This window comes from Flavobacterium sp. W21_SRS_FM6 (genome assembly GCF_052119645.1).
Classification (GTDB): domain Bacteria; phylum Pseudomonadota; class Gammaproteobacteria; order Enterobacterales; family Alteromonadaceae; genus Paraglaciecola.
The window spans coordinates 403,564-429,629 of the sequence record NZ_JBGQOM010000003.1 but is presented as its reverse complement, the minus strand read 5'-3'; the positions used below and the strand labels follow the sequence as shown (position 1 = coordinate 429,629).

30 protein-coding genes are annotated in these 26,066 nt (G+C 40.7%); 20 read left to right on the top strand and 10 right to left on the bottom strand.

What is annotated here, in order from left to right; genetic code table 11:
- Positions 1 to 17: 17 nt before the first annotated feature.
- The 11 genes from ACEN2L_RS07865 (at position 18) to ACEN2L_RS07815 (ending at position 8,698) form a co-directional block, all read left to right on the top strand.
- The gene (locus ACEN2L_RS07865) at positions 18 to 878 is read left to right on the top strand and encodes a ParB/RepB/Spo0J family partition protein (protein ID WP_441743033.1); all 861 of its coding nucleotides are present in this window, start codon (positions 18 to 20) and stop codon (positions 876 to 878) included.
- Positions 879 to 1,039: 161 nt separating this feature from the next.
- Positions 1,040 to 1,447, top strand: coding sequence for an ATP synthase subunit I (locus ACEN2L_RS07860; RefSeq protein ID WP_441743031.1), 408 nt, complete (start codon positions 1,040 to 1,042; stop codon positions 1,445 to 1,447).
- Positions 1,448 to 1,492: 45 nt separating this feature from the next.
- Positions 1,493 to 2,305 (top strand): F0F1 ATP synthase subunit A, encoded by an 813-nt coding sequence (gene atpB, locus ACEN2L_RS07855; RefSeq protein WP_306022344.1) that lies wholly within the window; start codon positions 1,493 to 1,495, stop codon positions 2,303 to 2,305.
- A 133-nt stretch (positions 2,306 to 2,438) separates the two neighbouring features.
- On the top strand, positions 2,439 to 2,687 hold the full coding sequence (gene atpE, locus ACEN2L_RS07850) for a F0F1 ATP synthase subunit C (RefSeq protein WP_008842484.1): 249 nt from the start codon (positions 2,439 to 2,441) through the stop codon (positions 2,685 to 2,687).
- A gap of 39 nt (positions 2,688 to 2,726) precedes the next feature.
- Entirely contained in the window at positions 2,727 to 3,197 is a 471-nt protein-coding gene (gene atpF, locus ACEN2L_RS07845; protein ID WP_306022343.1) for a F0F1 ATP synthase subunit B, read from the top strand.
- A 14-nt stretch (positions 3,198 to 3,211) separates the two neighbouring features.
- Complete coding sequence (gene atpH, locus ACEN2L_RS07840) at positions 3,212 to 3,745, top strand: F0F1 ATP synthase subunit delta (RefSeq protein ID WP_306022342.1); 534 nt, start codon at positions 3,212 to 3,214, stop codon at positions 3,743 to 3,745.
- Between the two features lie 12 nt (positions 3,746 to 3,757).
- Complete coding sequence (gene atpA, locus ACEN2L_RS07835; RefSeq protein ID WP_306022341.1) at positions 3,758 to 5,299, top strand: F0F1 ATP synthase subunit alpha; 1,542 nt, start codon at positions 3,758 to 3,760, stop codon at positions 5,297 to 5,299.
- A 61-nt stretch (positions 5,300 to 5,360) separates the two neighbouring features.
- Positions 5,361 to 6,221 (top strand): F0F1 ATP synthase subunit gamma, encoded by an 861-nt coding sequence (gene atpG, locus ACEN2L_RS07830; protein ID WP_306022340.1) that lies wholly within the window; start codon positions 5,361 to 5,363, stop codon positions 6,219 to 6,221.
- Positions 6,222 to 6,252: 31 nt separating this feature from the next.
- Positions 6,253 to 7,638, top strand: a complete 1,386-nt coding sequence (atpD, locus tag ACEN2L_RS07825) for a F0F1 ATP synthase subunit beta (protein WP_306022339.1) — start codon at positions 6,253 to 6,255, stop codon at positions 7,636 to 7,638.
- A 46-nt stretch (positions 7,639 to 7,684) separates the two neighbouring features.
- Complete coding sequence (locus tag ACEN2L_RS07820) at positions 7,685 to 8,101, top strand: F0F1 ATP synthase subunit epsilon (RefSeq protein WP_306022338.1); 417 nt, start codon at positions 7,685 to 7,687, stop codon at positions 8,099 to 8,101.
- 252 nt (positions 8,102 to 8,353) lie between these two features.
- Entirely contained in the window at positions 8,354 to 8,698 is a 345-nt protein-coding gene (locus ACEN2L_RS07815; RefSeq protein WP_441743027.1) for a hypothetical protein, read from the top strand.
- A gap of 3 nt (positions 8,699 to 8,701) precedes the next feature.
- On the opposite strand, the gene ACEN2L_RS07810 is transcribed toward ACEN2L_RS07815, so the two are convergent.
- On the bottom strand, positions 8,702 to 11,767 hold the full coding sequence (locus tag ACEN2L_RS07810; RefSeq protein ID WP_441743025.1) for an ATP-binding protein: 3,066 nt from the start codon (positions 11,765 to 11,767) through the stop codon (positions 8,702 to 8,704).
- 276 nt (positions 11,768 to 12,043) lie between these two features.
- Between ACEN2L_RS07810 and ACEN2L_RS07805 the strand changes: the two genes are divergently transcribed.
- A complete protein-coding gene (locus tag ACEN2L_RS07805; protein WP_441743024.1) occupies positions 12,044 to 12,391 on the top strand; it encodes an MGMT family protein in 348 nt (115 codons plus the stop codon).
- Between the two features lie 31 nt (positions 12,392 to 12,422).
- Here the strand turns inward: ACEN2L_RS07805 and ACEN2L_RS07800 are convergent, their stop codons facing one another.
- Positions 12,423 to 12,605: a hypothetical protein gene (locus ACEN2L_RS07800; protein ID WP_306022334.1), complete on the bottom strand. Its 183-nt coding sequence runs from the start codon at positions 12,603 to 12,605 to the stop codon at positions 12,423 to 12,425.
- A gap of 369 nt (positions 12,606 to 12,974) precedes the next feature.
- Positions 12,975 to 13,838, bottom strand: a complete 864-nt coding sequence (locus ACEN2L_RS07795; RefSeq protein WP_306022333.1) for a YicC/YloC family endoribonuclease — start codon at positions 13,836 to 13,838, stop codon at positions 12,975 to 12,977.
- 141 nt (positions 13,839 to 13,979) lie between these two features.
- Between ACEN2L_RS07795 and rph the strand changes: the two genes are divergently transcribed.
- The 3 genes from rph to tusA are packed head-to-tail and all read left to right on the top strand — an operon-like array spanning position 13,980 to position 15,624.
- Positions 13,980 to 14,693, top strand: a complete 714-nt coding sequence (rph, locus tag ACEN2L_RS07790) for a ribonuclease PH (RefSeq protein ID WP_306022332.1) — start codon at positions 13,980 to 13,982, stop codon at positions 14,691 to 14,693.
- Positions 14,694 to 14,722: 29 nt separating this feature from the next.
- Entirely contained in the window at positions 14,723 to 15,364 is a 642-nt protein-coding gene (pyrE, locus tag ACEN2L_RS07785; protein ID WP_306022331.1) for an orotate phosphoribosyltransferase, read from the top strand.
- A gap of 5 nt (positions 15,365 to 15,369) precedes the next feature.
- A complete protein-coding gene (tusA, locus tag ACEN2L_RS07780; protein WP_306022330.1) occupies positions 15,370 to 15,624 on the top strand; it encodes a sulfurtransferase TusA in 255 nt (84 codons plus the stop codon).
- A gap of 12 nt (positions 15,625 to 15,636) precedes the next feature.
- On the opposite strand, the gene ACEN2L_RS07775 is transcribed toward tusA, so the two are convergent.
- The 4 genes from ACEN2L_RS07775 to ACEN2L_RS07760 form a co-directional block, all read right to left on the bottom strand.
- Positions 15,637 to 15,819, bottom strand: coding sequence for a hypothetical protein (locus ACEN2L_RS07775; protein WP_306022329.1), 183 nt, complete (start codon positions 15,817 to 15,819; stop codon positions 15,637 to 15,639).
- A gap of 21 nt (positions 15,820 to 15,840) precedes the next feature.
- The gene (locus ACEN2L_RS07770; protein ID WP_441743020.1) at positions 15,841 to 16,290 is read right to left on the bottom strand and encodes a hypothetical protein; all 450 of its coding nucleotides are present in this window, start codon (positions 16,288 to 16,290) and stop codon (positions 15,841 to 15,843) included.
- Positions 16,291 to 16,376: 86 nt separating this feature from the next.
- Positions 16,377 to 16,925, bottom strand: a complete 549-nt coding sequence (locus ACEN2L_RS07765) for a DUF1285 domain-containing protein (protein ID WP_441743018.1) — start codon at positions 16,923 to 16,925, stop codon at positions 16,377 to 16,379.
- A gap of 2 nt (positions 16,926 to 16,927) precedes the next feature.
- A complete protein-coding gene (locus tag ACEN2L_RS07760; RefSeq protein WP_441743017.1) occupies positions 16,928 to 17,746 on the bottom strand; it encodes a DUF3014 domain-containing protein in 819 nt (272 codons plus the stop codon).
- Positions 17,747 to 17,987: 241 nt separating this feature from the next.
- On the opposite strand from ACEN2L_RS07760, the gene ACEN2L_RS07755 reads away from it, so the two are divergent.
- The 3 genes from ACEN2L_RS07755 (at position 17,988) to ACEN2L_RS07745 (ending at position 20,155) form a co-directional block, all read left to right on the top strand.
- On the top strand, positions 17,988 to 19,226 hold the full coding sequence (locus tag ACEN2L_RS07755; RefSeq protein WP_441743015.1) for a sterol desaturase family protein: 1,239 nt from the start codon (positions 17,988 to 17,990) through the stop codon (positions 19,224 to 19,226).
- Between the two features lie 24 nt (positions 19,227 to 19,250).
- On the top strand, positions 19,251 to 19,592 hold the full coding sequence (locus tag ACEN2L_RS07750; protein ID WP_441743013.1) for a DUF6482 family protein: 342 nt from the start codon (positions 19,251 to 19,253) through the stop codon (positions 19,590 to 19,592).
- 95 nt (positions 19,593 to 19,687) lie between these two features.
- Positions 19,688 to 20,155 (top strand): CreA family protein, encoded by a 468-nt coding sequence (locus tag ACEN2L_RS07745; protein WP_306022323.1) that lies wholly within the window; start codon positions 19,688 to 19,690, stop codon positions 20,153 to 20,155.
- On the opposite strand, the gene ACEN2L_RS07740 is transcribed toward ACEN2L_RS07745, so the two are convergent.
- The 3 genes from ACEN2L_RS07740 to ACEN2L_RS07730 all read right to left on the bottom strand — a co-directional run bounded on the left by ACEN2L_RS07740 (position 20,152) and on the right by ACEN2L_RS07730 (position 23,373).
- Positions 20,152 to 20,274: a hypothetical protein gene (locus ACEN2L_RS07740; protein ID WP_306022322.1), complete on the bottom strand. Its 123-nt coding sequence runs from the start codon at positions 20,272 to 20,274 to the stop codon at positions 20,152 to 20,154. The two genes, ACEN2L_RS07745 and ACEN2L_RS07740, sit on opposite strands and share 4 nt — an antisense overlap.
- Before the next feature lie 88 nt (positions 20,275 to 20,362).
- The gene (locus ACEN2L_RS07735) at positions 20,363 to 20,878 is read right to left on the bottom strand and encodes a DUF6702 family protein (RefSeq protein ID WP_372340915.1); all 516 of its coding nucleotides are present in this window, start codon (positions 20,876 to 20,878) and stop codon (positions 20,363 to 20,365) included.
- Between the two features lie 5 nt (positions 20,879 to 20,883).
- Positions 20,884 to 23,373 carry a M1 family metallopeptidase gene (locus ACEN2L_RS07730; protein ID WP_441743011.1) on the bottom strand — a complete coding sequence of 830 codons (2,490 nt, stop codon included), beginning with the start codon at positions 23,371 to 23,373 and terminating at the stop codon, positions 20,884 to 20,886.
- Between the two features lie 272 nt (positions 23,374 to 23,645).
- Here ACEN2L_RS07730 and proB point away from each other — a divergent pair, with 272 nt between their 5' ends.
- Positions 23,646 to 24,740: a glutamate 5-kinase gene (gene proB, locus ACEN2L_RS07725; RefSeq protein WP_306022320.1), complete on the top strand. Its 1,095-nt coding sequence runs from the start codon at positions 23,646 to 23,648 to the stop codon at positions 24,738 to 24,740.
- 72 nt (positions 24,741 to 24,812) lie between these two features.
- Positions 24,813 to 26,063: a glutamate-5-semialdehyde dehydrogenase gene (locus ACEN2L_RS07720; RefSeq protein ID WP_441743008.1), complete on the top strand. Its 1,251-nt coding sequence runs from the start codon at positions 24,813 to 24,815 to the stop codon at positions 26,061 to 26,063.
- Positions 26,064 to 26,066 lie beyond the last annotated feature (3 nt).

Genomic DNA, 26,066 nt, shown 5'->3' with positions numbered 1-26,066 from the left:
ATAGAATAGAGGAATCTATGTCGGTTAAAAAACGAGGTTTAGGTCGTGGCCTTGATGCGCTATTAGCAACCAGTCAATCATCTAATAATCAATCCCCTGAACAAGAAGGTGAATTACGTAAGATCCCTGTAGAATTTTTACAGCCAGGAAAATATCAACCCCGAAAGGATATGTCTTCAGACGCCTTAGAGGATTTAGCTGCCTCGATTCGTTCACAAGGTGTTATTCAACCGATTGTTGTGCGGCAAATCAGTGAGCAAAAGTATGAAATTATCGCTGGAGAGCGTCGCTGGCGTGCATCACAAATAGCACGTCTAGATGTGATCCCTTGTTTAATTAAAGATGTTCCTGATGAAGCTGCCGTCGCTATCGCATTGATCGAAAATATACAGCGAGAAGACCTAAATGCGATGGAAGAAGCACAAGCATTAGACCGTTTGATGGTTGAATTTGAATTAACTCATCAAGAAGTGGCAACTGCGGTAGGAAAATCTCGAACCACGGTAACCAATTTACTACGACTCAATAATTTAAATGAAGATGTAAAGTTATTGCTTGAACATGGTGATATTGAGATGGGCCATGCCCGTGCGCTGTTGTCTTTGCAAGGTGAACAGCAAAATGAAGCTGCGCAAATTGTGTCTGGTAAAGGATTGACCGTTAGAGATACTGAAAATTTGGTTAGGCGACTTCTTGAACCGGTCAAACCGAAAGAGCAGACAAAACCGGATCCTGATGTTCAGCGTTTAGAAACTAGCTTATCAGAAAACCTAGGGGCTCCAGTGAGCATTGCTCATAATGCTAAAGGAAAGGGTAAACTGGTGATTAACTTCTCAAGTTTAGATCAACTTGATGGTATTTTAAGCCACATAAAATAAAAAGTGACTCAATTTAAGTTTTCCTTAAGCTAAGTTAAGTTGTAAGTTGCTTAGTAATTATCCAATCACCCTAACAAAACAGGTATAGATGTTGTAAATTGGCGCCAGTAAAGTATACTTTTGGCGCTTTTTGTTAAGGTTTATTTGTTAAGAGGGATCAAATGGCAGTTAGTTTGGTCCTAGAAGGGCAGAAGCTTGCTAGAAAAGTCATTATTTATCAAAGTATTCTAGCCATAGTTATAGCTCTTTTTTTTACCTTTTATGGTGGTAAAAATAGCGGTTTATCAGCAGCTTATGGTGCTGTTTCGGTTATTTTACCCAGTATGATTTATGCATACTTTGCCTTCAGATATGCCGGTGCTAGACAAAATAAACTAGTAGTGCGGAGTTTTAACAAAGGTAGCAAAATAAAATTTATCTTAACCATTGTTTTATTTGTTTTTATTTATCGATGGCAAAATGTCGATATTATGGCTCTCATGGTGAGCTTCACCATCGTATTATTAGGGCAATGGCCCATTATTATTTTAGTAAGTCGCGTTAAAAAAACACGAGTAGTTGAGCGATAACGAGACCGAAGTACCGTTTTTTAACTTTAAAATTTGGATGGAAAAATGGCAGGAACAAGTGGCGAACAAACCATTAGTGGTTATATTCAGCATCACTTGACTAATGCTGCTGTCGGTGAAGGTTTTTGGACTTTTCACATTGACACGCTGGCTTGGTCTGTGATTTTGGGATTTGTATTTATACTGAGCTTTCGCGCAGTAGCAAAAAAAGCAACAACGGGTGTGCCAAGTAAATGGCAAGCTTGCGTTGAGCTAGTGGTTGAATTTGTTGACAACACCGTTAAGAGTACTTACCACGGCAAAAGTGCATTAATAGCCCCTTTAGCGTTAACCATTTTTGTTTGGGTTTTGCTAATGAACTTGATGGACTTAATCCCGGTTGATTTTCTACCAACTGCTGCAGCGCTAATTGCTGGTGAGTCGATGGAAACAATTGCCTCTGGTCAATCTCATGTATACATGAAAGTAGTACCGACCACTGACGTTAACATGACATTTGCTCTGTCTTTAGGCGTATTCGCGTTAATGATTTTTTACTCAATAAAAATTAAAGGCTTTGGCGGCTTCATGAAAGAGTTGTACGCCCACCCTTTCAATACACCATGGTTGTATTGGTTTAACTTTATACTAGAGCTTGTTTCTCTAATTGCTAAACCCTTGTCTTTGTCTTTGCGTTTATTCGGTAACCTGTATGCTGGCGAACTTATATTTATTCTTATCGCAGGCACCATTGGTTTATGGCAATTGCCTTTACACTTTATTTGGGCAGCGTTCCACTTACTGGTTATTCCTTTACAAGCCTTTATATTCATGATGTTGACTATCGTGTATCTAAGTCTTGCTAGTGAAGAACACTAATTACCATTTAATTTATATGACAAGAGTCACCTCAAATACTGGCTGTTTGAGGGTCGGCACGGACGCCTTGCAAACTTTTTTACGTGTTATTTTTTAAACTTTAACTTTAACTTCAACTCAAAGGTGAAAATCTATGGAAATCTTAGGTAATTTATATATCGCAGTAGGCATTTTGATTGGTCTATGTGCACTAGGTCCGGCAATCGGATTTGGTATACTAGGTGGCAAGTTCCTTGAATCTGCTGCTCGTCAACCAGAACTTGCTCCTACCCTACAAGTAAAGATGTTTATCGTAGCGGGTCTTATTGACGCTATCGCGATGATCGGTGTGGCTATTGCCCTTTTCCTATTATTCGTTGAAAGCGCCAAGTTTGCTGTATAAGCACCTTACTACCCATTAACGAATAGAGGAGGAGCGGTTTTGAATATCAATGCCACTCTACTTGGCGAATTAATAGCATTTATATTCTTCGTGTGGTTCTGCATGAAGTTTGTATGGCCTCCCATTATGGGCGCTATTGAAGAACGCCAACAAAAAATAGCAGACGGCTTAGCTGCGTCAGAACGAGGTGAACAAGATCTCGAACTAGCACAGCATAAAGCGGCTGAACAGTTAAAAGAAGCCAAAGTGCAAGCGGCTGAAATTATTGAGCAGGCCAAAAAGCGTGGGTCACAAATTGTTGACGAAGAAACGCAACGTGGTCACTCCGAACGCGAAAAAATTATCGCGCAAGGATACTCTGAGGTAGAAGCGGAACGTAATCGTGTTAAAGAAGATTTGCGCAAGCAAGTTGGTTTGTTAGCGATTGCCGGAGCAGAACGAATCTTAGAGCGTGAAATTGATGCAGCAGCACAAAGTGACATAGTTGAAAAACTTGTCGCTGAGCTATAAGGGGTACATGAGCTATGTCTGAATTGACTACCATTGCTCGCCCTTATGCCCAAGCAGCGTTTGAATATGCCGTTGAACACAAGGCGGTAAGTCATTGGCAAGACATGCTTATGTTTGCCTCTGAAGTAGCTAAAGACGAAAGCATCAAGGGTCTGTTGACCGGTGCAGTTGCTGCTCAGAAATTGGCTGAAATATTTAATGGCGTATGTGGCGAACAACTCGACAAACAGGGTCAAAACTTAATTCAAGTTTTGGCTGAAAACAGACGTCTAGATGCGTTACCAGAAATATTTGAATTGTTTAATCAGCTCAAAGCTGACCTAGATAAAGAAATTGATGTTGAACTTGTGTCAGCAACAAAGCTTTTGAAAGCACAACAAACTTCTATTGGTAATGCATTAGAAAAACGTCTAGCACGTAAAGTTAAGCTGAATTGTAGCGTGGATCCTACACTGATTGCCGGTGCTATTATTAAAGCCGGTGATACAGTTATTGATGGTTCACTACGAAGTAAATTAAACCGTCTCGCAGACGCGTTACAAGCATAGCGGGGAAAGAGCATGCAACTGAATTCCACTGAAATTGCAGAACTGATTAAACAACGAATTGATCAGTTTCAAGTAGTAAGTGAAGCTCGTAATGAAGGTACCATTGTTGGTGTAACCGACGGTATCATCCGTATTCATGGCCTTGCAGATGTTATGCAAGGAGAAATGATTGAGCTTCCTGGTAATCGTTACGCTATCGCATTAAACCTAGAGAGAGATTCTGTAGGTGCGGTAGTTATGGGTCCCTATGCGGATCTTCAAGAAGGCACTAAAGTTAAATCTTCAGGCCGCATATTAGAAGTACCTGTAGGACCTAAATTATTAGGTCGTGTAGTTAATACACTAGGTGCCCCTATTGATGGTAAAGGCGCGATTGAAGCAGATGGTTTTGAACCAGTAGAAAAAATCGCACCTGGCGTTATCGAACGTCAATCTGTAGACCAACCCATTCAGACAGGTTATAAATCTGTTGATGCTATGATCCCTGTTGGTCGTGGTCAGCGTGAGTTAGTTATCGGTGACCGCCAAACAGGTAAAACTGCTTTAGCAATCGATGCCATCATCAATCAAAAAGATTCTGGTGTTAAATGTATTTATGTCGCAATAGGCCAAAAGGCGTCAACAATTGCTAACGTAGTACGTAAATTAGAAGAGCATGGTGCCCTAGCCCATACTATTGTTGTTGCCGCATCTGCTTCAGAATCTGCCGCATTACAATACTTAGCGCCTTATTCTGGTTGTACTATGGGTGAATACTTCCGCGATCGTGGTGAAGATGCGCTAATCGTATATGATGATTTGTCTAAGCAAGCAGTTGCTTATCGTCAGATCTCGTTACTATTACGTCGTCCACCAGGTCGTGAAGCGTATCCTGGTGACGTATTTTATTTACACTCTCGCTTACTGGAGCGTGCAGCACGTGTTAATGAAAAATACGTAGAACGTTACACTAAAGGTGAAGTAACAGGTAAAACTGGTTCTTTAACGGCCTTACCTATTATTGAAACACAAGCCGGTGACGTATCAGCTTTCGTACCCACTAACGTAATATCTATCACTGACGGTCAGATTTTCTTAGAAACTGACTTGTTTAACTCAGGCATTCGTCCTGCAGTTAACGCAGGTATTTCGGTATCTCGTGTTGGTGGTGCAGCTCAAACTAAAATCATCAAAAAACTAGGTGGCGGTATACGTTTAGCCTTGGCTCAGTATCGTGAATTAGCAGCTTTCTCGCAGTTCGCTTCTGACCTTGATGACGCTACTCGTGCTCAATTAGAACACGGTGAGCGAGTAATGGAATTAATGAAACAAAACCAATACGCACCACTTTCGGTGGGTGATATGGGGGTTTCTTTATTCGCTGTTGAAAAAGGGTATTTGAAGGATATCGAACTAGGAAAAATCCTAGATTTTGAAGCTGCCTTACACTCTTACATGAACAGTGAATATGCTGAGCTTATGGGAAATCTTAATAAAACTGGTAATTTCAATGGTGAAATTGAAGCCACATTAAGTGAAGCTTTAACTAAATTTAAAGCAACGCAAACGTGGTAGTCAATTGTTGCTTCTGTGCCTAGCTCAGAAGCAACTCAGTTGAATAATCGGAGATAGAACTATGGCCAGCGGTAAAGAGATAAAAGGTAAGATCGGCAGTATTAAAAATACGCAAAAGATCACCAGCGCTATGGAAATGGTTGCCGCTTCTAAAATGAAAAAGGCACAAGACCGGATGGCTTCAAGTCGTCCTTATGCTGAGAATATTCGCAGCGTAATTGGTCACTTAGCCAATGCGAACCTTGAATATCGCCATCCTTACTTGGAAGAACGCGAAGTAAAACGCGTGGGTTATATTGTCATTTCAACCGATCGTGGATTGTGTGGTGGATTAAACACCAATGAATTCAAATTGGTTATTAAAGATGCAAAGAAATGGCGTGATCAAGGTGTGCAGGTAGATTTTGCAGCACTAGGCTCTAAGGCTTGTGCCTTTTTCAATCGATTTGGAGGTAGTGTAGTTGCTGCTGAATCTGGTATTGGAGATGCTCCTACAGTCAAAGATATTATTGGCTTAGTGCGAATCATGTTGTCGGCATTTAACGAAGGTAAAATCGATCGCTTGTTTTTGGTATTCAATAAATTTGTAAATACCATGAGCCAGGCGCCGCAGATTGAGCAATTGTTGCCTTTGCCTAAATCAGATGAGAAAGCGTTACAACATCGTTGGGATTATATTTATGAGCCCGATCCAAAACCTATTTTAGATAGATTACTGGTTCGTTTCGTAGAATCCCAAGTATATCAGGGCGTAGTTGAAAACTCTGCGTCTGAGCAGGCCGCTCGTATGGTTGCTATGAAAGCTGCAACAGATAATGCGGGTGATATTATTGAAGACTTGCAGTTGATATATAACAAAGCTCGTCAAGCAGCAATCACTCAAGAAATCAGTGAAATTGTTGCTGGTGCGGCAGCGGTGTAGGCAAAGATTTACGAATTTAAGAGGAATTAACATGAGTCAAGGTAAGGTCGTCCAAATCATTGGCGCCGTTGTGGATATCGAATTTCCACAGGATTCGGTTCCAAAAATATATGACGCATTGCGTATCACAGAAGGTGATTTGCAAGGTTTGACCCTAGAAGTGCAACAACAACTAGGTGGTGGCGTTGTTAGAACAATCGCCATGGGTACTACTGATGGTTTACGTCGTGGTCTTGCGGTTGTGAACACTGGTGAATCAATTATGGTTCCAGTGGGTAAAGCAACCTTAGGTCGTATTATGGACGTATTAGGTAACCCTATTGATGAAGCAGGTCCCATCGGTGAAGAAGAGCGTATGTCTATTCACCGAGCAGCGCCTACTTATGAAGAGCAATCAAACTCGACTGAACTACTTGAAACAGGCATCAAAGTTATCGACTTAGTTTGTCCGTTCGCTAAGGGTGGTAAAGTGGGCTTGTTCGGTGGTGCCGGTGTGGGTAAAACCGTAAACATGATGGAGCTTATTCGTAACATCGCTATCGAACACAGTGGTTATTCTGTATTTGCTGGTGTAGGTGAGCGTACTCGTGAAGGTAACGATTTCTATCATGAAATGAACGAATCCAACGTACTTGATAAAGTATCATTGGTTTATGGTCAAATGAATGAGCCTCCTGGCAACCGTTTGCGCGTAGCATTAACTGGTTTAACCATGGCCGAGAAATTCCGTGATGAAGGCCGTGATGTATTGTTCTTCGTAGATAACATCTACCGTTATACCCTCGCTGGAACAGAAGTATCAGCATTGTTAGGTCGTATGCCGTCAGCGGTAGGGTATCAGCCTACTCTTGCAGAAGAGATGGGTGTACTTCAAGAGCGTATCGCATCAACCAAAACAGGTTCAATTACCTCTGTTCAGGCGGTATATGTACCAGCGGATGACTTAACGGATCCATCACCTGCTACGACCTTTGCTCACTTAGATGCAACTGTAGTATTGTCGCGTGATATCGCCTCTTTAGGTATTTATCCAGCGGTTGACCCTTTGGCTTCTACTTCACGTCAACTTGATCCACTTGTTATTGGACAAGAGCATTATAGTACAGCACGTGGTGTACAGTCAGTATTACAACGCTATAAAGAGCTTAAAGATATTATTGCGATTTTGGGAATGGATGAATTGTCTGAAGAAGACAGATTGTCGGTATCAAGAGCGCGTAAAATTCAGCGGTTCTTGTCTCAACCTTTCTTCGTAGCCGAGGTATTTACTGGTTCTCCTGGTAAGTATGTCTCTTTGAAAGATACTATCAACGGTTTTAAAGGCATTCTAGAAGGTTCATATGATCACCTTCCAGAACAAGCTTTTTACATGGTAGGTTCGATAGAAGAAGCCTCTGAAAAAGCGAAAAAGATGTAAAACGTATCCTTAGATACGTTTTTACTCAATCAGATCGGGAGGTTCAATGGACGCTATGACAGTACAACTAGATGTAGTAAGCGCTGAAGATAGTATTTTTTCAGGCTTAGTCGAGTCTATTCAAGTCACTGGTAGTGAAGGTGAACTAGGAGTAAATCCTGGCCACGCACCTTTATTAACTACCTTGAAACCTGGTATGGTTCGTTTAGTAAAGCAATTCGGTGTAGAAGAAATGATCTACATCGCTGGTGGTGTGCTTGAAGTTCAACCTGGCCATATCACTGTATTAGCTGATACCGCGATACGTGCTGAAGACTTGGACGAACAAGCGGCTATCGAAGCTAAAAAACGTGCAGAAGAGCATATTGCTAACCCAAGTGCTGATTTTAATTATGCTGAGGCAGCTATTGAGTTAGCTGAAGCAATCGCGCAGTTACGATTAATTCAAAAACTACGTAAATAATTAAAGTCACTGAGCTTACTCATACATTGTTTCATGTGAAACCCGACTTATGTCGGGTTTTTTGTTTCTAGCATAACGAATGCTCACTTACAATTTTTACGGTAATTCTCTGCCCTTAGGTATTAATAAACATGTCTCATGTATGCGAAGATTAATGACCTAATAAGAACAAATTTTATCTAAATTTAAGAGTAAATTTGTGATATTTACTTTAAGGTAATAGCTAGGCCATAACAGACAGGACGTACTTTTATGAAGATAAAATATTTCTCTTTTCCTACCTTGATTATATTTAGCGGCATTCTTAGTGTTTTTTCCTGTACCAAAACAGACCAACATACAATCGAGAGGATAAACTATTGGGACAAGCAGGCTGAAATTATGATTTTGGTTGGGCCTGATAAAACCAAAGTGTTTGAGTGGGTTTATGCGCTTGATAAAGAAGCGACTTATACTGGTGATGAACTACATGCAAATGTAGAAAAGCTTCACCCAGACAATCAGCGACCTCAATGTATACGATTGTCGATCGAGTTTGATGAGAACGACAGGGTTAAAGACCATGTGGTCACCTTGGTTAAAGACTGTACACCCTAAGTATTACGTCCTATTTTTAGCACTTGTTGAAACAAGGAAGTTCCTTAGTGCTCTGAATTGATTATCTAGTTCGATAACGAGTAAGGTGGATTTCGCATTATCGACAATGTCATTTTTTAATAGAGTTTCTAACTCTTCTAAGGTGACTTTCGCGGCATACAAACCACATTGATCGAGTTTATATTTGAGTTCCGTTATCGCTATTAAAGTACTGCTGACAGCACCCTCAGTTAAGCTTAGTTGAAAATGACTGAGATAGTTGTCAATGTCGTTGCTCAATTGACTTAAGGCCTTTAAGAGCTGCTCTATGCTGTTACTGTGATTGGTGATACCAAGAGGTATATCAACTAAAGGTAAATCAATACATTGCCGAGTTAAACGCATAATTCTCGGTAATTCTCGGGTTACAGCTAACTCATCTTCTTGTGTAGCACTATATTCCAATTCAGCGTATTCTTTTCCGAGTAAATCAAAGCCAAAAGAACTGGCTGAACCACTTATTCTATGAGCCAAAAGCTGAATTTTTTTAATATCTTTTGTTTTCCGAGCTGCCTCAAACTTACTTAACTGTATTCTTAAATCGTTTTGATAATCTCGGGTTAACGCCAACATGTCATTGCGGTTTATTAAAGGTTGCACTGAGTTAGATATAGATAAATATCGACTTAGTACGTCGATAAACTGCGTTCTAGATATCGGCTTGGCTAAATGATCATTAAAACCTAATCGCAAATAATACTGAACTTCATGATTCATACTATTTGCAGTTAACGCTACGACTGGGGTTATATTCCCCAATGCTTTGATTTTTTGAAGAGCAACTAATCCGTCCATTTTGGGCATATGGATATCTAACAAAATAAGGTCAAATTTTTGATGAAAAAGTGCTTCTAGAACTTGTTCGCCATTTTCAACATCAACAACACTGATATTCATGCGTTTTAACATAATAGTGATTAACTCACGATTATTAGCATGATCGTCGGCTAACAGTACTCGTGTGCCGTTGAAGTCAGGTAAGTTATCGGGAGCAGACTTACCCTCAGGCTTAGCGAGACAAATTTCACCTACTGATGAAATCCATATGGTATTTAGGGTTTCACGTAGCGTAAACGACAAGGTAAAACTAGAACCTTTTCGAGGTGCACTTTTTACCTGAATGTCACCCCCTAAGCCTAATGCCAGCCGTTTAGATATACTTAAACCAAGGCCGGTTCCACCTAAACGACGATTAATCGAAACATCAGCCTGGGTAAAGGGTTCAAAAAGTTTATCTAAATGTGACGGTGCTATACCCTCCCCAGAATCACTAATAATAATAACTAAAGCTTGCTCTTCAGTTTTTACCGTTAAACCAACGAAGCCATGCTCGGTAAATTTTATCGCATTATTGGTTAAATTAAATAAAATCTGCTTCAGCCGGGTTGGATCGATCAAAATTTCCGAGGGAAGTGGAAACTGATAGTCAATGTGAAATGCTAAACCTTTGTCTCGAGCTCGTGTTCCTACAACCGACTCTATTTGTCCTAATATAGAAAAAAGCGAGGTAGGAATAAATTCAAAGTCTAACTTATTAGCCTCAATTTTACTGAGATCTAAAATATCATTGATAACACTGAGTAAATGACTGCCATTGTCGCCAATAATCTTTATCACCCTGTCTTGTTCGGCTTTATCAATATCGCCCAATAATATCCCATCTGAATAGCCAATGATTGAAGTTAATGGGGTACGTATCTCATGGCTCATTGAAGCCAAGAAACGTCCTTTGGCTAAACTTGCCTCGACTAATTCAATATTGCTTTGCTCAAGCTCCTTATTCAGTTGTTTAAGTTCGTTTGTCCTTTGTTCAACTGTTTTTTCAAGGTTTAGTGTTAAGTCTAAATTTTGAATAGCCACTTCTCTTACCTTTACCGATATAGCAAAAGCAAACAGCAAGGTTTCAAGACTATTTCCTATTAAACCCATTAAATAGATATTTAAGTTGTATGAAGGTAATACGCCTAGGTTGATAAAGTTACCAACAGCATTAGGCGCTAAAACAGCCAATAAAGCACAGGTAAAGTAACACGCTGTTATTGATCCTCTGTACCAGGCTATTGCCCCTACATATAAGCCTATAAACATAACAACAGAGGTCGATACAGAGGCTAAATATAATCCGATTCCTGGATTGTAGGCGGCAATAAATACTGTTGGAATACAAAGTAATGCCACGGCCTTCAATATAAATGCCGTTTTAGCAGAGGTTTCGTGCATTTTGAGTAACTGAATAAAAAATAAACTATAGAAAACAGCTCCCAGTATAAAACTAGACATCAGCAATGCGGTTGAAACGCCTAAGCCAAGATGCTCAGGTAGACCAAAAATACTCGCCCAGCCGAGAGCAAAACAAAAGGTTGCAAGCGCGTAGTTGAGATATTGATACTGTCTTACCACAAAGAATATGAAAAAATTATAAACTGCTAATGCCATACACACGCCCAAACACAGCAACATGATGACGTTTTCAATATTAAATTGTTGACTCAATTCCTTTAAAGCTCTGATTTGGATTTTGATAGGAGCAAAAAAATACTCGCTTTTAAATAGCATGAGCACGGTTATGCTGTGCCCCTTATCTAAGGTAATAGGAACGCCATAGTGAAAATCTTGTGAATTTAATTCAAGCTGCCCTGTTGAGATTGTTTGGGCCTCTGAATTGAAGGGGAAATGGTTAAAAATAGAGACGTTTATGTGTTCAACAACTGAGCCAAAAGGGTAAATGAACCAAGCGGTTTGGTCGCCATCATTAACTAATGTAAATACTGTTAAATAAGTATCCCCAAGAGCGTTTGTCTTTTTATGTGGCTCTAATCGGCTGAGTAATCTGTTAAGTTCTGGTAGTGATGTGGGTGTTGAATGTTTTTCAGAATTAACACTGTAAAAAGGTAAACGATCACTGATATCCGTTTGCCCAATTTCAGATAAATTGAAGTGGGGGACAGATTGATTGCCAGCGTAGCAAACCGTAAAAATACTAAAAAAAACAGTCGAAAAAACCAAAAAATAAAAGCGAAAAAAAGTCAAAAAACACCAACATCAGTCTAGCTATAGTGTTTATACCCACAACTTGTTTTTGTGTAACACAGAAAAGTTATGTTAAAACTACGCGGATCCAAAATAATGGCTCAAGCATGCCATAAGCAAGGCTAATTTCAAAAAGAATATAAGAGATTTTTTCTTACCTAATTCGCCGCGTTATTAATAGCGCAAAATACTAAAAATTATCGCAAAAAATGTTTGATCTAACTGATTGTTATTAGTAAGTTTTTTCCCTTGATCTACAGAAGGTAACGCGGCGAAATGGTAAACGCGAGCAGCAAATATAATAAAATATGGCTAACGGTGCAGTGTATTCCTTTTGGTACAGTTGCGACCTATGGGCAAATCGCTGATTTAGCAGGCTTACCTGGTAGCGCTCGTTTGGTGGGAAAAGCATTAGGACTTGCACCTAAAAATCTCAAAGTAAACTGGCACCGAGTTCTACGCTCAAACGGACAAATTGCTTTTCCTTCGGGGTCTTCTGATGCTGATACTCAGCGCGACTTGCTACTTGAAGAAAATCTTGCCGTTATAAACTACCGAGTTAATCTCAAGGTTTTTCAATGGCAACCAAATCTGACTGAGATGCTTATTAAACTACGTTTTTAAATCGGTGTTAGCGTCATTAAGCAAATTTTATTTAACGGCTCTCTGCCTGTTTTAAAATGAGTCTAACTTGATCCGTTGTCACATCGGAGGGGCATACTCCCTTACTTACCAAAGCGACCCTGACCCCCTCGGGATCCTGATTAAAAAACTCAGCGCTGTTTTTTTGTAAATAACGACAAAGTTGGTTTTGCAAATTTCGTGTTAAACAAGACATATTATCACCTTAAACATCAAGGAAATTATTCCCACAGCTAAAAAACTAGACTTACTAAACAGGTCTTGCATAAATCAATCCAAAAAATTAAATTGATATATTTCAACATATTAATATTACATTGCCTTTTTAAACTGGCTGCATGTAAATTATTTTGACATTGTTCTTAGTAAAACTTACTGGCTAGTTAGATATAGCAATCCTGACGGCCGTTTAATTCATTACTAGATGTTGGTGTGTACAAAAAACATTCAATGTACTTGTTGTATCGTAAGATTCTTTGACAAGTGAGGTGGTTTATTCATTGCCAACGAAATGTTTTGGTAGGAGATTCAGGCGCTTCTAAATTAGAAGCGCCATAAACCTTTATTATTCAATATTTGCGATCTGCTCGCGCATTTGTTCGATTAGTACTTTTAATTCAACTGCTGATTGGGTGATATCGCTATTGATTGATTTCGAACCCAGAGTGTTAGATTCTCGATTAAATTCTTGCATCATAAAATCCAAGCGACGGCCTACCGCCCCGCCCTTTTTCAGTATTTTATGGGTTTCACCTATGTGTGAATTTAAGCGGTCGAGCTCTTCAGCAACGTCCACTTTTTGCGCGAGCATAATCATCTCTTGTTCTATCCGGCTAGGGTCTAGATCAATTTTTGCTTCTTCAAAGCGTGTTAGTATTTTTTCTCGTTGCCATTTAATGACCTCGGGCATGTGAGCTGTCACTTTAACGACTTCAGCGCTGATATTGTCTAAACGCTGTTCAATAAGGGCTTTTAGATTGCTACCTTCAGTCGCTCGGCTTGCAATAAAGTCTTGCAAGGTAAGATCAAATTCAGCCAATATTTCGGCTTGAATAGCATCCATATCGGTTTCTTCTGCAGCTATAACACCAGGCCATCTCAGCACGTCCACAGGGTTAACCCCACTTGTTTGCCCTTGATTTTGCACCCATTCTGCTGCTTGCATAATTTGTTTGGCTAGATCTTCGTTAATACTCAGCTTACCAACGGCGGCATCATTGGCGATAAAGCGGAGCGAACACTCTATTTTACCGCGCTGGAGCTTTGCTCTGAAACGTTCTCGGAGCAGCGGTTCCATGCTTTTGAATTGTTCAGGTAATCTGAAAAAGGTTTCTAAAAATCGTTGATTAACAGAGCGGATTTCCCATACGGCAGTGCCCCACTTTGCTTTGCACTCTCGGCGAGCGAAAGCGGTCATACTATAAATCATGATAATTCCCTACAACTTAGATGGTGGCATTATAACCTTGTTGTTTGCTTTAGCAGCAAATAATACTCAAGGCTGTATTTTTTCACCCACCCAAGACGCTTTATGGGTATAATTCGCTTAATTATCTAAATGGAGTTCCACATGCGTCCAAGTGGCAGAACAGCAAGTCAAATTCGTCCCGTAACCATCACTCGTCATTACACCTGTCACGCTGAAGGCTCTGTTTTAATTGAGTTTGGCAATACTAAAGTTTTGTGCAATGCCTCTGTAACCGAAGGGGTACCGCGTTTTATGAAAGGCCAAGGAAAGGGATGGGTCACTGCAGAATATAGTATGTTACCAAGAGCCACACATACCCGCTCAGATCGCGAGGCGGCCCGCGGCAAACAAGGTGGCCGTACCCTTGAAATCCAACGTTTAATCGCTCGTTCTTTGCGTGCTGCAGTAGATCTGAAGCTATTAGGTGAAAACACCATCGTGGTTGATTGTGATGTTATTCAGGCTGACGGTGGAACTCGTACGGCTTCAATCACCGGTGCGTGTGTTGCGTTAGTTGATGCACTAACTTGGATGCGCAGCAAAGGTATTATTAAAACCAATCCAATTAAACATATGATCGCAGCACTTTCGGTAGGTATCTACAAAGGTAACGCGGTGGCTGATCTTGAGTATATCGAAGATTCAGATGCTGAAACCGACATGAATATCGTGATGACAGACACAGGTAAACTCATTGAAGTGCAAGGTACGGCTGAAGCAGAACCTTTTAGTTTTGATGAACTTCAAGAAATGTTGGAGCTGGCTAAACAAGGCTTGCGTGAATTATTTGATGAGCAAAAGTCTGCACTTAACTGAGTGAACGAGAACTAAAAGTAGGAGTTGGTATGCAGGATTATCAGCGCGATTTTATTGAATTTGCCGTAGCGCGAAGTGTCTTAAAATTTGGTCAATTTATTTTGAAGTCTGGGCGAACCAGCCCCTATTTTTTTAATGCTGGCCTGTTTAATACCGGTGGAGATTTAGCCAAGCTTGGTCAGTTTTATGCTCAGGCTCTACAGCGCTCAGGGATTGAATATGACGTACTATTTGGCCCTGCATATAAAGGTATTCCGATTGCCACCACAACGGCAGTGGCCTTGGCGGATAAGCATGGTGTTGATGTTCCTTACTGCTTCAATCGAAAAGAGGCGAAAACTCACGGTGAAGGTGGCAATTTAGTTGGGAGTCCATTGGTGGGTAAAATCATGCTGGTGGATGATGTCATCACTGCGGGTACGGCGATTAGGGAGTCTATGCAACTCATTGCTGCAAACAATGCTCAACTAGCCGGTGTATTGATTGCTCTTGACCGTCAGGAGCGAGGTCAGGGCGAGTTATCTGCTATTCAAGAGGTGGAGCGCGACTTTGCAACCAAAGTGGTGAGTATTATAAGTTTGGATGATTTGATTAGCTATTTAGCCGACCGTCCCGATTTGGATGAGCATTTAATTAACATTAAACAGTACCGCCAAACCTACGGTATTTAAGTTTTATGCTTGAAGTAAATACTAGGTTTTCTAATACAGATTTTCAACTTGATGCTACCGGCTTGCGTTGCCCAGAGCCGGTAATGATGGTTCGCTTAAAAATTCGTGAAATGTCAGTTGGACAAACGCTGTTAGTGATTGCCGATGATCACTCAACTACCCGCGATGTTCCGAGTTTTTGCCGTTTTATGGAACATCAGCTAATTGCCACCGATATCAAGCAAAGTCCTTACCGTTATGTTATTCAAAAAGGTCGCTAAGCGGCCTTTTATCTAAACCTTCACCGCTTCTAACAGTAGGTTAAGTAAAATGTGTTTGTGTTGATGATTCTGACAATGCAAATCTTCGGCGCATAGCTTTTGCTGTTGAAGCAATTTGGCTAACACTGCAACCTTAATTTGAATATCTAGAAAATCATCTTGCTCAAGTTGCTGAGCGTTGTTCAACGTAGACATGATCAATCCCCCATATGCACGTTAGTGGCGCATGCGAGCCTCATAACTTAGATTAAAGCGCGATGAAGATACTTCCATACCTTTCGCTAAAGCCTGAATACAATCTGTAATACAAGCCTGTATATCTGACTGCTGCTGATAAAGGCTGAGCTCGGGAATTAAGCGTTGTTGGGCTGACTGAAAAGCTTGCCGACTCAGCCCAAGTTCTCCTAATTTATGCCATGTATCACCTAACAAAACGGCGCAAGAAGTAAAAGTAATCACTGCTGTTGCTTGATTTTTAGTTGATGTATTTAGCACTATTTCTGCGGTTTCAAAAGCGCAGCCTAAGTAAGGTAGAGCTTGTGACCACAAACCCTGCTCTCGATACCACTGCCCAGTATCTTGAGTATCAGACAAATGTGCAATAGCAGCTTTCGGGTTAGATTGCAGCCAGTGGCGATGATTGGGGCATAAAAAGCGAGTCGTCATAATAGTTCTCCTTGGTTAAATTTAATCTAACGCAAATGAGAATCATTATCAATAACTGTTTTTGTTTTTATGTCTTCCCGTTCAGACTAAGTGCATTTCCCTAAACTGAAGGATTGTCCATCGCTTTCAATGACTAAATGGACATCGTTGTCGATGAGGGTTTCTTTACCCAACTGAGCAAGTTGGTAAAAGACGTTTTGATGTAATCTGGCCCATAAATTTCTTCTCACCAGTGCATAAGGTAAAAGCTCGTTATTGACTCTATCGTACATTAGTTTTATTGGATGACTTGACCCGAGTACAAAGCTGTCTTCAAGATTTGTGGTAAAAATGATGTCGCCACTTTGTTGTTGCCATTGAGTGATCAAAAATGGGCTATCAATAACTTTAATACCTACTTTTTCAACCGGTGTAACGAGAAAATAATTGTTGTTTTCTCGTTTTATCACACTGGCAAACATTTTGACTAAGGCGGGTCGAGAAATAGGTGTTCCCATGTAATGCCAGCTTCCGTCATGCTTAACTTCCATGTCAATATCACCACAAAAGGGAGGATCCCATTTTTCTACAGGTGGCAATTTGGCATCCTGAGTGGCTATTTCATGTTGCAACTTTGCAAGGTCAAAATCAGCCATTTTTACAGTGCCTCTTTAATTTCTCGCAATTTTGCTTTTATTCTGCGCATATTTTCTGGCCCGGTACGCAACAATTGTTTTTGCGGTGCTGTTAAAGCCTCTAACTGAGGATCAGCAAATTTTAACATCACGCTGTCATTGTATACTTCAACAGGTACTGGCACCTCAGGCGTATCGAGTAACACGTTAATGGCCTCGGCCAATTTATCGTTAAAATTCTCTGATGGACCGCTAATCTCAGCAAAAATACTATCTAATGCCGGTTTGTATTCAGCGTACAACTCCAATAGTGAAGTACTGTCTATTGAAGTGAGAGCGTCAACATAAGGGGTGTAGCGCTTGTAACTAGCGGGATCGATCCATTGTTTATCAGCTTGTTGAAAGGTTCGGAATGGCTTGTCTGGTTGAACTAAAACCCGATTGTTCGCCGCTATCGTTTCATCCGCTAAGGTATAGGTCATAACAACAAATCTTTTTAATAAAGCGTCGTCAACAATTAAGCGGGCCAATGAATCATAGTCAGATAATTGCAGCAATTTTGTTTTTACCGTGCCGTCACTTGTATCCAATGGTTTTGGCTCAGGGATGGGCAATGGCTCGGGTTCATCTTCCTGCACGACTGGTTCGTCATCAACTGTCACTATTTGAGGCGTTTCTTCAATCTGACGTTCGGGCTCGACTTGCACCATGGCGGGAGGCGTCACTTCAGAAATCACTGGCTCTGGCTCAGAAGGCCAAAAAATAACAACTAAAATGACAACTATTACAATCGCCCCAATCGCAAAATGAGGTACTAATGATTTACCATTTTCGGTTTCCATGATGTCTCCTTTCATGTTCAATTGTTGAAAAATTGAATATCTAGACTACTTAAAATCACTACAAAATGATATGGCAAGTTCACTTAGATTTGGTTCCAATTATTTCCAAGTCTTTTAAAAAACACCATCGATAATCGTTAACGTATTGTTAACATTGCGCTGGACGCTTTTTGTTAGTCAGCATAAACTGCTTAAGTTGCTAGTATGGACTACTTGGTCATAAGCGTAGTTAGGTGTAGAAATGAATTATATTTTATATGCAGTGCCGTTTTTCTTTCTGCTGATAGGGGTAGAGCTCCTATTAGAGAAAGTGAGGCAAACACATTATTACCGAATAAACGATGCGATTGTTAGCCTCAGTGCCGGTGTACTAAGTCGCATGTTGGACATAGTTAAAGCGATGGTTCCCTTTACAATTTATGTAGTAATTTATGAAAATTATGCACTGCTGACACTCCCTGATACCTTCATAATCTGGCTCTCGGTTTTTGTTCTATACGACTTTTGTTACTACTGGAACCATCGTTTTGGTCACGAAATAAGCTTGTTATGGGCAGCCCATGTTGTTCATCACTCCAGTGAAGAATATAACCTGACGACGGCATTAAGGCAGTCAAGTAGCAGTTTTTTGAGTTGGGTTTTTTATCTACCTTTAGCCATTATTGGGGTCGAACCCTTATTATTAATCTCTGTCGGAGCACTTAATCTTATTTATCAATTCTGGGTTCACACGCGGCATGTGCCGAAACTAGGTTGGTTTGAGTTGATATTTGTTAGCCCTTCAAATCATCGTGTTCATCACGCGCAAAACGCTGTGTATATTGATAAGAACTATGGTGGTGTGTTCATTCTGTGGGATCGGCTATTTGGTACATTTCAAGAAGAGTTGGCAACGGATCCTGTTATCTTTGGTATCCGAGGTTCGTTAAAAAGTTGGAATCCCTTGTATGCTAATGTGCAGGTCTATGCACAGCTTTGTCGAGACAGTTGGCACACCAAAAAATTGTCTGATAAGTGTCGAGTATGGTTTGGTCGAACTGGCTGGCGGCCTGCTGATGTGAGCCAAGCCTTTCCTATTGTTAAGACTGACTTAAAGCAATTTCAAAAATTTGATATTAGTATTTCACTGTTAAGCAAGATCTATTGTTTAGTTCAACATAGCTTAACTACGTGTATCGGATTACTGTTGCTATTGAATATCAACTCCTTAGCCACGTATCAGCAGATTGGAATAGTATTTTGGGTGTTGTTTGCTAGTTTTTCTGTGGGAATGATTTTAGAAAATAGAGCTTGGGCACCTTGGTTGGAATGGCTTAAGCATTTGTCTTTGCTTTCGGCGCTCTTTGTATATGTATTACCCTTTTGGATAATGTTGGGCCTCATTTTTAGTTTGCTAACCAGTGTGATTATGTTGGCATGGCTGCAATTTACTTACACGCGCACTCAACATGTGATGTCAACTGAAGCGCAAATGCAGTGATCGTTCTGGCGTAAAATGAGGTATATGAATTACCATCAAACGTCTGGTTTATCTATGCAAGAGTCTAAATTTCAATTATCAGAACTAGTACCACACACTACTGTTATCGATAAATTAACTGTACTGTCTTACGAGATGAATTTGTATTTTGTAAGACTACAGATTGCCGAGCAAAATGGTTTGGTTTTTAATAACGCCAGTCCTATGCGTTTTCATAGTTCACAACATATTCGTGATGTATTTGAACCTTACACAGTTGTGAAGGCAGAAATGCGGCATGACTCTCCCTATGATGAGATGATCGGTAATCCTGAATCTGTTCAATACTTAGGTACATTGCCTTTCTCCATGGAGCAGCCATATTAATCAATTACCAAACCCTTATCTTATTGTGTGCAAGGACATAAAATCGCTTTAGTATGGTAGCCTATGCCGATGCAAAGCGAACATCGAGGGAATATATGATGAAAAAATTAATACTGCTTGGTTTTATGAGTCTGTTAAGTGCGTGTGATAGTAATGAGGTAGGTGATATCTCTTTAGGTATATTTACTACCCAAGATATTAAGCTTGATATTATGGTTGATCCAATTGTAACAGGCGTTACCTGTCATATTGCTAGTATTGAAGCTGATTTAAGCTTGTCTGACCCTTCAGATAGTTCAATTTCTTGCCGTCAAACAGGTGAAATTACCGCTGAGATGATAAAAGCTATCGACTTGTCTGACAGCGGCGAAATTGTGTTCAAAAAATCAAAGAGTATCTTTTTTAAGAATATGAAAATTCGTCGAGTTTTTGATTCCAGATCACAAACTTTAATGTATGTGTCTTATTCAACCAAAGAAACATCAGGCAGTTTCAAACACAGCTTGTCAACGGTTCCGTTGTGGGGGACTCAAGCGTATAACGTCCTACCAAAAGCTGACTAGCGATTTAACTTAGTGTTGTGAATAAACAAATATGCATAGTAACAACACATAGAACAAACAATGCCAATACCGAGTATTGAGCCCCAAGCAACGGGGTCGTGCAAAATAAGATCTAACATGATAACTCTCCTTAAATGAGTTTTTACAGTTCAAGGAGAGTGTAATTGTTTCCTCATTTTACGATCTTGATTCAGATCAAATTCGCATTTAATGATCTTGTTTAGCACCAAATTCCACACTCAAAAGTTCCACCGAGTCGCTAAAAGTTAAGGTTTGAATATCCCCCTTTCCTTCGACATTAATGGTGTTAACTTGCAGTGGCCAGATATCTCTTAGCGCATCATTGCGAATAATCATGTTAGTGAGTTGGGTTGGTTGTTCGGTTTCTTGGTATACCCAAAAAAACTTTCCGTCTTTTTCGAAGCCAACCAACTTTAAAGGGAGCGGTGTATTTTTACTGTTAAATAAATAGAAGCGTTTACTGACATAGTCGCTAAACTGCTGCTGAGTCTCTTTTGAGTCAAGAATATCTGCACCTTTGCCAAATATTTCTTTTACTGCATGTTCGGCATCATGAATGTCAAAACGATGCATGATTTCAATGTTATTACTTCTAGGATTAAACAGTACTGTACTGATGGCGGTTTTCTGTTGATGCGCATAAACAGAAGACGCTGCAACTAGCAGCGTCCCCCAAATTAGCGCTAAGCACTTATTTTTCACAATTATTATTGCTCAACTGCTTCTGCTTTAGATTGATCATCGTTTTTTTCCTCATCTTTTTTCAGCTCAGTTTTAATGTCTTGCATGATGTCGCGAGCCACTTTACTGGTGCTTTTCTTCGATTTATACGCTTCGATACGAGAAGGTATAATTTGACGAGGATAGTGGTTATTATTTACGTTCACGTCTGCGGTTTCCCAGCGAGGGTCAACGGTTACACTAACCAATTCTTTTTCTTTATCCGTAATAATTAACTTGCTCACTGATTTAGCCGAGCGACGCCAAATTTCAGCTGGAATATACTGATTTTCTTTTGTTCCATCAGCAAAGGTTAGCTCCAGTATAATCGGCATAACCAAACCACCAAGATTAGAAAAATCCATTACGTAGTAATTTTTATCTTCTTTTACTGCACGTTCAAAGGCTTCACGTTCCCATGGTTTTAAGTCCTTGAGAAATTTCTGATAGCTGTTGCGCTCTTTGTTAGTCACAGTAAACCGATCGTTGTCATCGTAGAAATCTTTTAAATCGGCAAAACGGTCAACCCAAAGTTCAATACCTTCAGCTTTATTGCGCTCGTCGGTTAACGACATAGGTTTGTCTAATTCTTGTTGACGTTCACGAGCAAAGTCGATGTCAGGATCTTTTGTATCAAGACGCAATTTGTAAACATTGTCTAATGAAATATCAACATGATCGGTGGTGTAAAACCAGCCACGCCAAAACCAATCTAAATCAACACCAGAGGCTTCTTCCATGGTACGGAAGAAATCTGAAGGCGTTGGACGTTTAAACTTCCAACGTTGAGCGTATTCTTTAAAGGCAAAATCAAACAACTCACGACCTAGGATGGTTTCACGCAATATATTAAGCGCTGCGGCAGGTTTGGTGTAGGCATTAGGGCCAAGTCTTAATACGCTGTCTGATTGCGTCATAATCGGTACTTGAACACTGCCTTTCATATAATCAACGATATCGCGAGGTTCAACACCCCAAGGAATTGTAGGATCCCATTCGCGACCCGCTACACCATCTAAAAAGCTGTTAATTCCTTCATCCATCCAAGTCCATTGACGTTCATCTGAGTTAACTGTCATTGGAAAATAAATATGACCAACTTCATGAATAACAACGCCAATTAAAAAGCGTTTTTCAGACTGAGAATACGTACGTGAACCATCTTTTTGTAATTCAGTACGTGGACCATTAAAGGTAATCATCGGATATTCCATACCACCCACAGGGCCATTGACTGACTGTGCAACCGGATAAGGATAATCAAAAGAGAAGCGTGAATAGACCTCTAAGGTATGTACGATGGATTCAGTAGAATATTTTTTCCATAGATCGCCGCCTTCCTTTGGATAAAAAGACATCGCCATTACAAGAGGCTGATCAGAGCCTCCTTGCGCATAGCCTTTGGCATCCCACATAAATTTACGCGATGATGCCCACGAAAAATCACGAACGTTTTTCGCGTTAAACTTCCACGTTTTTTGCTTGTCAGTGCCTTCTTTCTCGTTTTCTAAGGCTTCTTCTTCAGTTACCACAAAAACGATACGGTCTGCTTTTTCAGCCTCTTTTAAGCGTTTACGTTGTGTTGAGGTTAATACGCTACTAGCATTTTCTAAGGTACCTGTTGAGCTGACAATGTGATCAGCTGGAACGGTCATCTCTACCTCAAAATCACCAAATTCTAAGGTAAATTCGCCCCGCCCTAAAAACTCTTTATTGGTCCATGCTTCATAGTCTGTGTAAGCGTGTAGACGAGGATACCATTGCGCTAACAAGAAAATGTCATTACCGCCTTCTCGCTCGTCATCAGGAAAATGCTCGTAACCCGCGCGAGCCGATACCGCGTCTTCTTCGACGATGTTAAAACCAAATTCGATAACAAAATCAAACTCTTTTCCAGTTCTTAACGGTTGGGGCAAATCAACACGCATGTTAGTGCCAACAATCACGTAGTGCAGACTTTTTCCTGATTTGTCTTTTACTGATTTAATGTTGTAACCCAATTCATGGTCATCAATAAAATGTTGACGTCGAATAGCCCCTAAGCTCAATTGTGCGGGTTTATCGTTGCTTGCTGATTGCGTTGCTGGACCTCGGTTACCGATACCGCCAAAGGTATTGGTTTTTGACGCCATAGAATCGGGACGGTAAACATTTTGATCAAGTTGCAACCACAAATACTTCAAGGTATCGGGTGAATTGTTGTGGTAAGTAATGGTTTCTACCCCATCAAGTCGGCGCTTTTCTTCGTCTAACGTGACTTTAATGTTGTAGTCAACACGTTGTTGCCAGTATTTATGGCCAGGTTCACCCGCTGCATTCCGATAGACGTTTGGCGTGGGAAGTACTTCATCTAGCTGACGAAATTTGTCTTCAAAATCACCCTTGGTCTGTTGGATAGCGGCGTGCGATGCAAAAGAACCCAAGGCTGAAACGGTTATTACCGACAGCACTGTTACTCTTAAGAATTTATTGAACATGTTGTTCCCTGATAAGTCGTTATAATTTTTGTTCAGACGAGGCGCGGCCATAATCTGATAGCGATCACCTTACTATAAATTTAAATAGCTGTCAGTGGCATGGTTTTTCGGTCGAAAGCCCTATTTTTAAGACTGATTGCATCTCTATTCCTGATATATGTCTTAATTTGTTCAAATGAGTCAGTATTTTCCACCATAGCTTATAACAACTAGGCCTTGTTTAATGGGCGGTTTATCGTAATCTCAGCGCATAAATTTTATTGGAGACAATCATGCCCCCCTTTGAGTGGAAACGTGCAGTAATAAAAGTTGGTAGTAGCCTCATTGCCCCAGATAATCAGTGCAGCACGCTTTATTTAGCCGCCATAGCGCGTTTCATTAGTGAGAGTCGGAAAAAGGGTAAAGAAGTGATTTTGGTGTCATCAGGCAGTGTGGCAGCTGGAAGAGGTAAAATCGCCCATAAACACCGGCCGTCTATCGCTGAAAAACAAGCGATGGCGGCTATCGGCCAAATGCAGATGATGGCCAATTGGGCCTCGATGTTTGACTTTGATTGTGCACAAATTTTGCTGACTGCTGACGATTTACACAATCGAACTCGTTATGTGAATATTAAGAATACTTTGCGCGAATTGTTGAAAAATCAGGCTTTGCCCATAGTTAATGAAAACGATACTGTTGCAACAGCCGAGCTAAAAGTCGGCGATAATGATAACCTAGCAGCTTATACAGCTTTAGTTGCTGAAGCTGATACCTTGATTATTTGCTCAGATATTGATGGTTTATACGATGCTGATCCGCGGAGTAATCCACAAGCAAAACTGATAAAAGAAGTGCGTGATATTACGCCTGAAATTTATCAAATCGCTGGTGGCGCAGGCAGTAGTGTTGGTACGGGGGGGATGCGTACTAAGATTCAAGCTGCTGAAAAATGCGTTAAAAGTGGTATTCAAACCCTAATTGTAAATGGCCGAAACGCAGCTGTTTTTGACGAATTAGCCGCTAACAAATTGCCAGGTACTTTATTTGTACCTAATCAAAGTCGAGAGCGAGCTCGCGATGCCTGGCTCAAGCATAGCCTTAAGACCAAGGGTAGTATCATCATTGATGAAGGCGCTAAGCAGGCTTTGATAAACAAAGGAGCATCATTATTGCCCTCAGGTATCATTGGCGTTGCAGGCAATTTTGTGGCGGGTGAAGCCGTCAATATAGAGTGCAATCAAGTGGTAGTAGCAAAAGGTCTGGTGTTATATAACGCCGCAGATCTGGCCAGTATTAAAGGCCTCAAGAGCAGTTTAATTGAAACAACGCTTGGGTACTCAGTCGGTGAAGCAGCCGTTCATAGAGATGACCTTGTGTTGATATAAGGTGAAATCCACCAGCTGCTCACCTCAAATAATGATCTTGTTGGACAAAAGATCGATAAATAAGGAAACAATATGTCATTTTCTATTTCTCATTCAGCTGCTTTAGCAAAAAAAGCGGCTCGTCAGGTTGCTAATTTATCAGCAGTCCAAAAAAATGCTTTATTGACCGATATCGCTCACTCACTCATTGAACAAACGTCTCAAATATTAGCCGCCAATGACATTGATTTACGTGATGGTAAAACCAACGGTTTAGACAGTGCTATGTTAGACCGCCTAAGCCTGTCTCCTGAGCGTATTAAAGACATTGCTAGTGCCGTTTTAGAAATCGCAGCACAAGCCGATCCTGTAGGGGCAATCTCGAACATTCAACGCATGCCCAGCGGTATCCAAGTGGGTAAAATGCGTATTCCTTTGGGCGTCATTGCGATGATCTATGAATCACGCCCTAATGTAACCATTGATGCCGCGGCGCTGTGTTTAAAAGCGGGTAATGCGGTAATTTTACGAGGCGGTAAAGAAGCATTACATTCTAATTTAGCCCTCGCAGAGTCTATTAAACTAGCACTAGAAAAACACGGTTTAGATCCAGCTGCGGTAGTGGTTGTGCCTGATACCGATCGTAAAGTGATGAACGAACTCATGACCCTCAATCAATATGTTGATTTAATAATCCCCCGAGGTGGTGAAGGCTTGATTCGATTTGTCAGTGAAAACAGTCGAATTCCTGTTATTCAGCATTTTAAAGGCGTATGCCACTTGTATGTTGACGATGCGGCAGATGAGAGCAAAGCGCTTAGTTTATTGGAAAATGGTAAAACTCAGCGCACCAGCGCGTGTAATTCATTAGAAACCTTATTAGTACACAAAGACATTTCTGCGAGCTACTTACCTAAAGCCGCGAATTTATTGGCACAACATGGGGTAAAAGTGCATGCTTGTGAACGCAGCCTCGGCTATTTTGAAGGTGCCAGCGCAGCCACTGAAGACGATTGGCATGCAGAATATTTGGCCATGGAAATTGCTATTCGGGTAGTAGACGATTTTGAGCAAGCCATAGAGCACATTGAGGATTATGGTTCAGGCCATACTGAAGTTATCGCAACGCAAGACTACTCCAAAGCTCAAACTTTTATTCGACGTATTAACTCAGCAGTGGTGATGACGAACGCCTCTTCTCGTTTTTCTGATGGTGGGCAATTAGGTTTAGGCGCAGAAATTGGGATATCCACCAGCAAGCTGCATGCTTATGGGCCAATGGGAGCGGAATCACTTACTACAGAGAAGTTTATTGTAATGGGCGAAGGTGAAGTACGCGCTTAATAC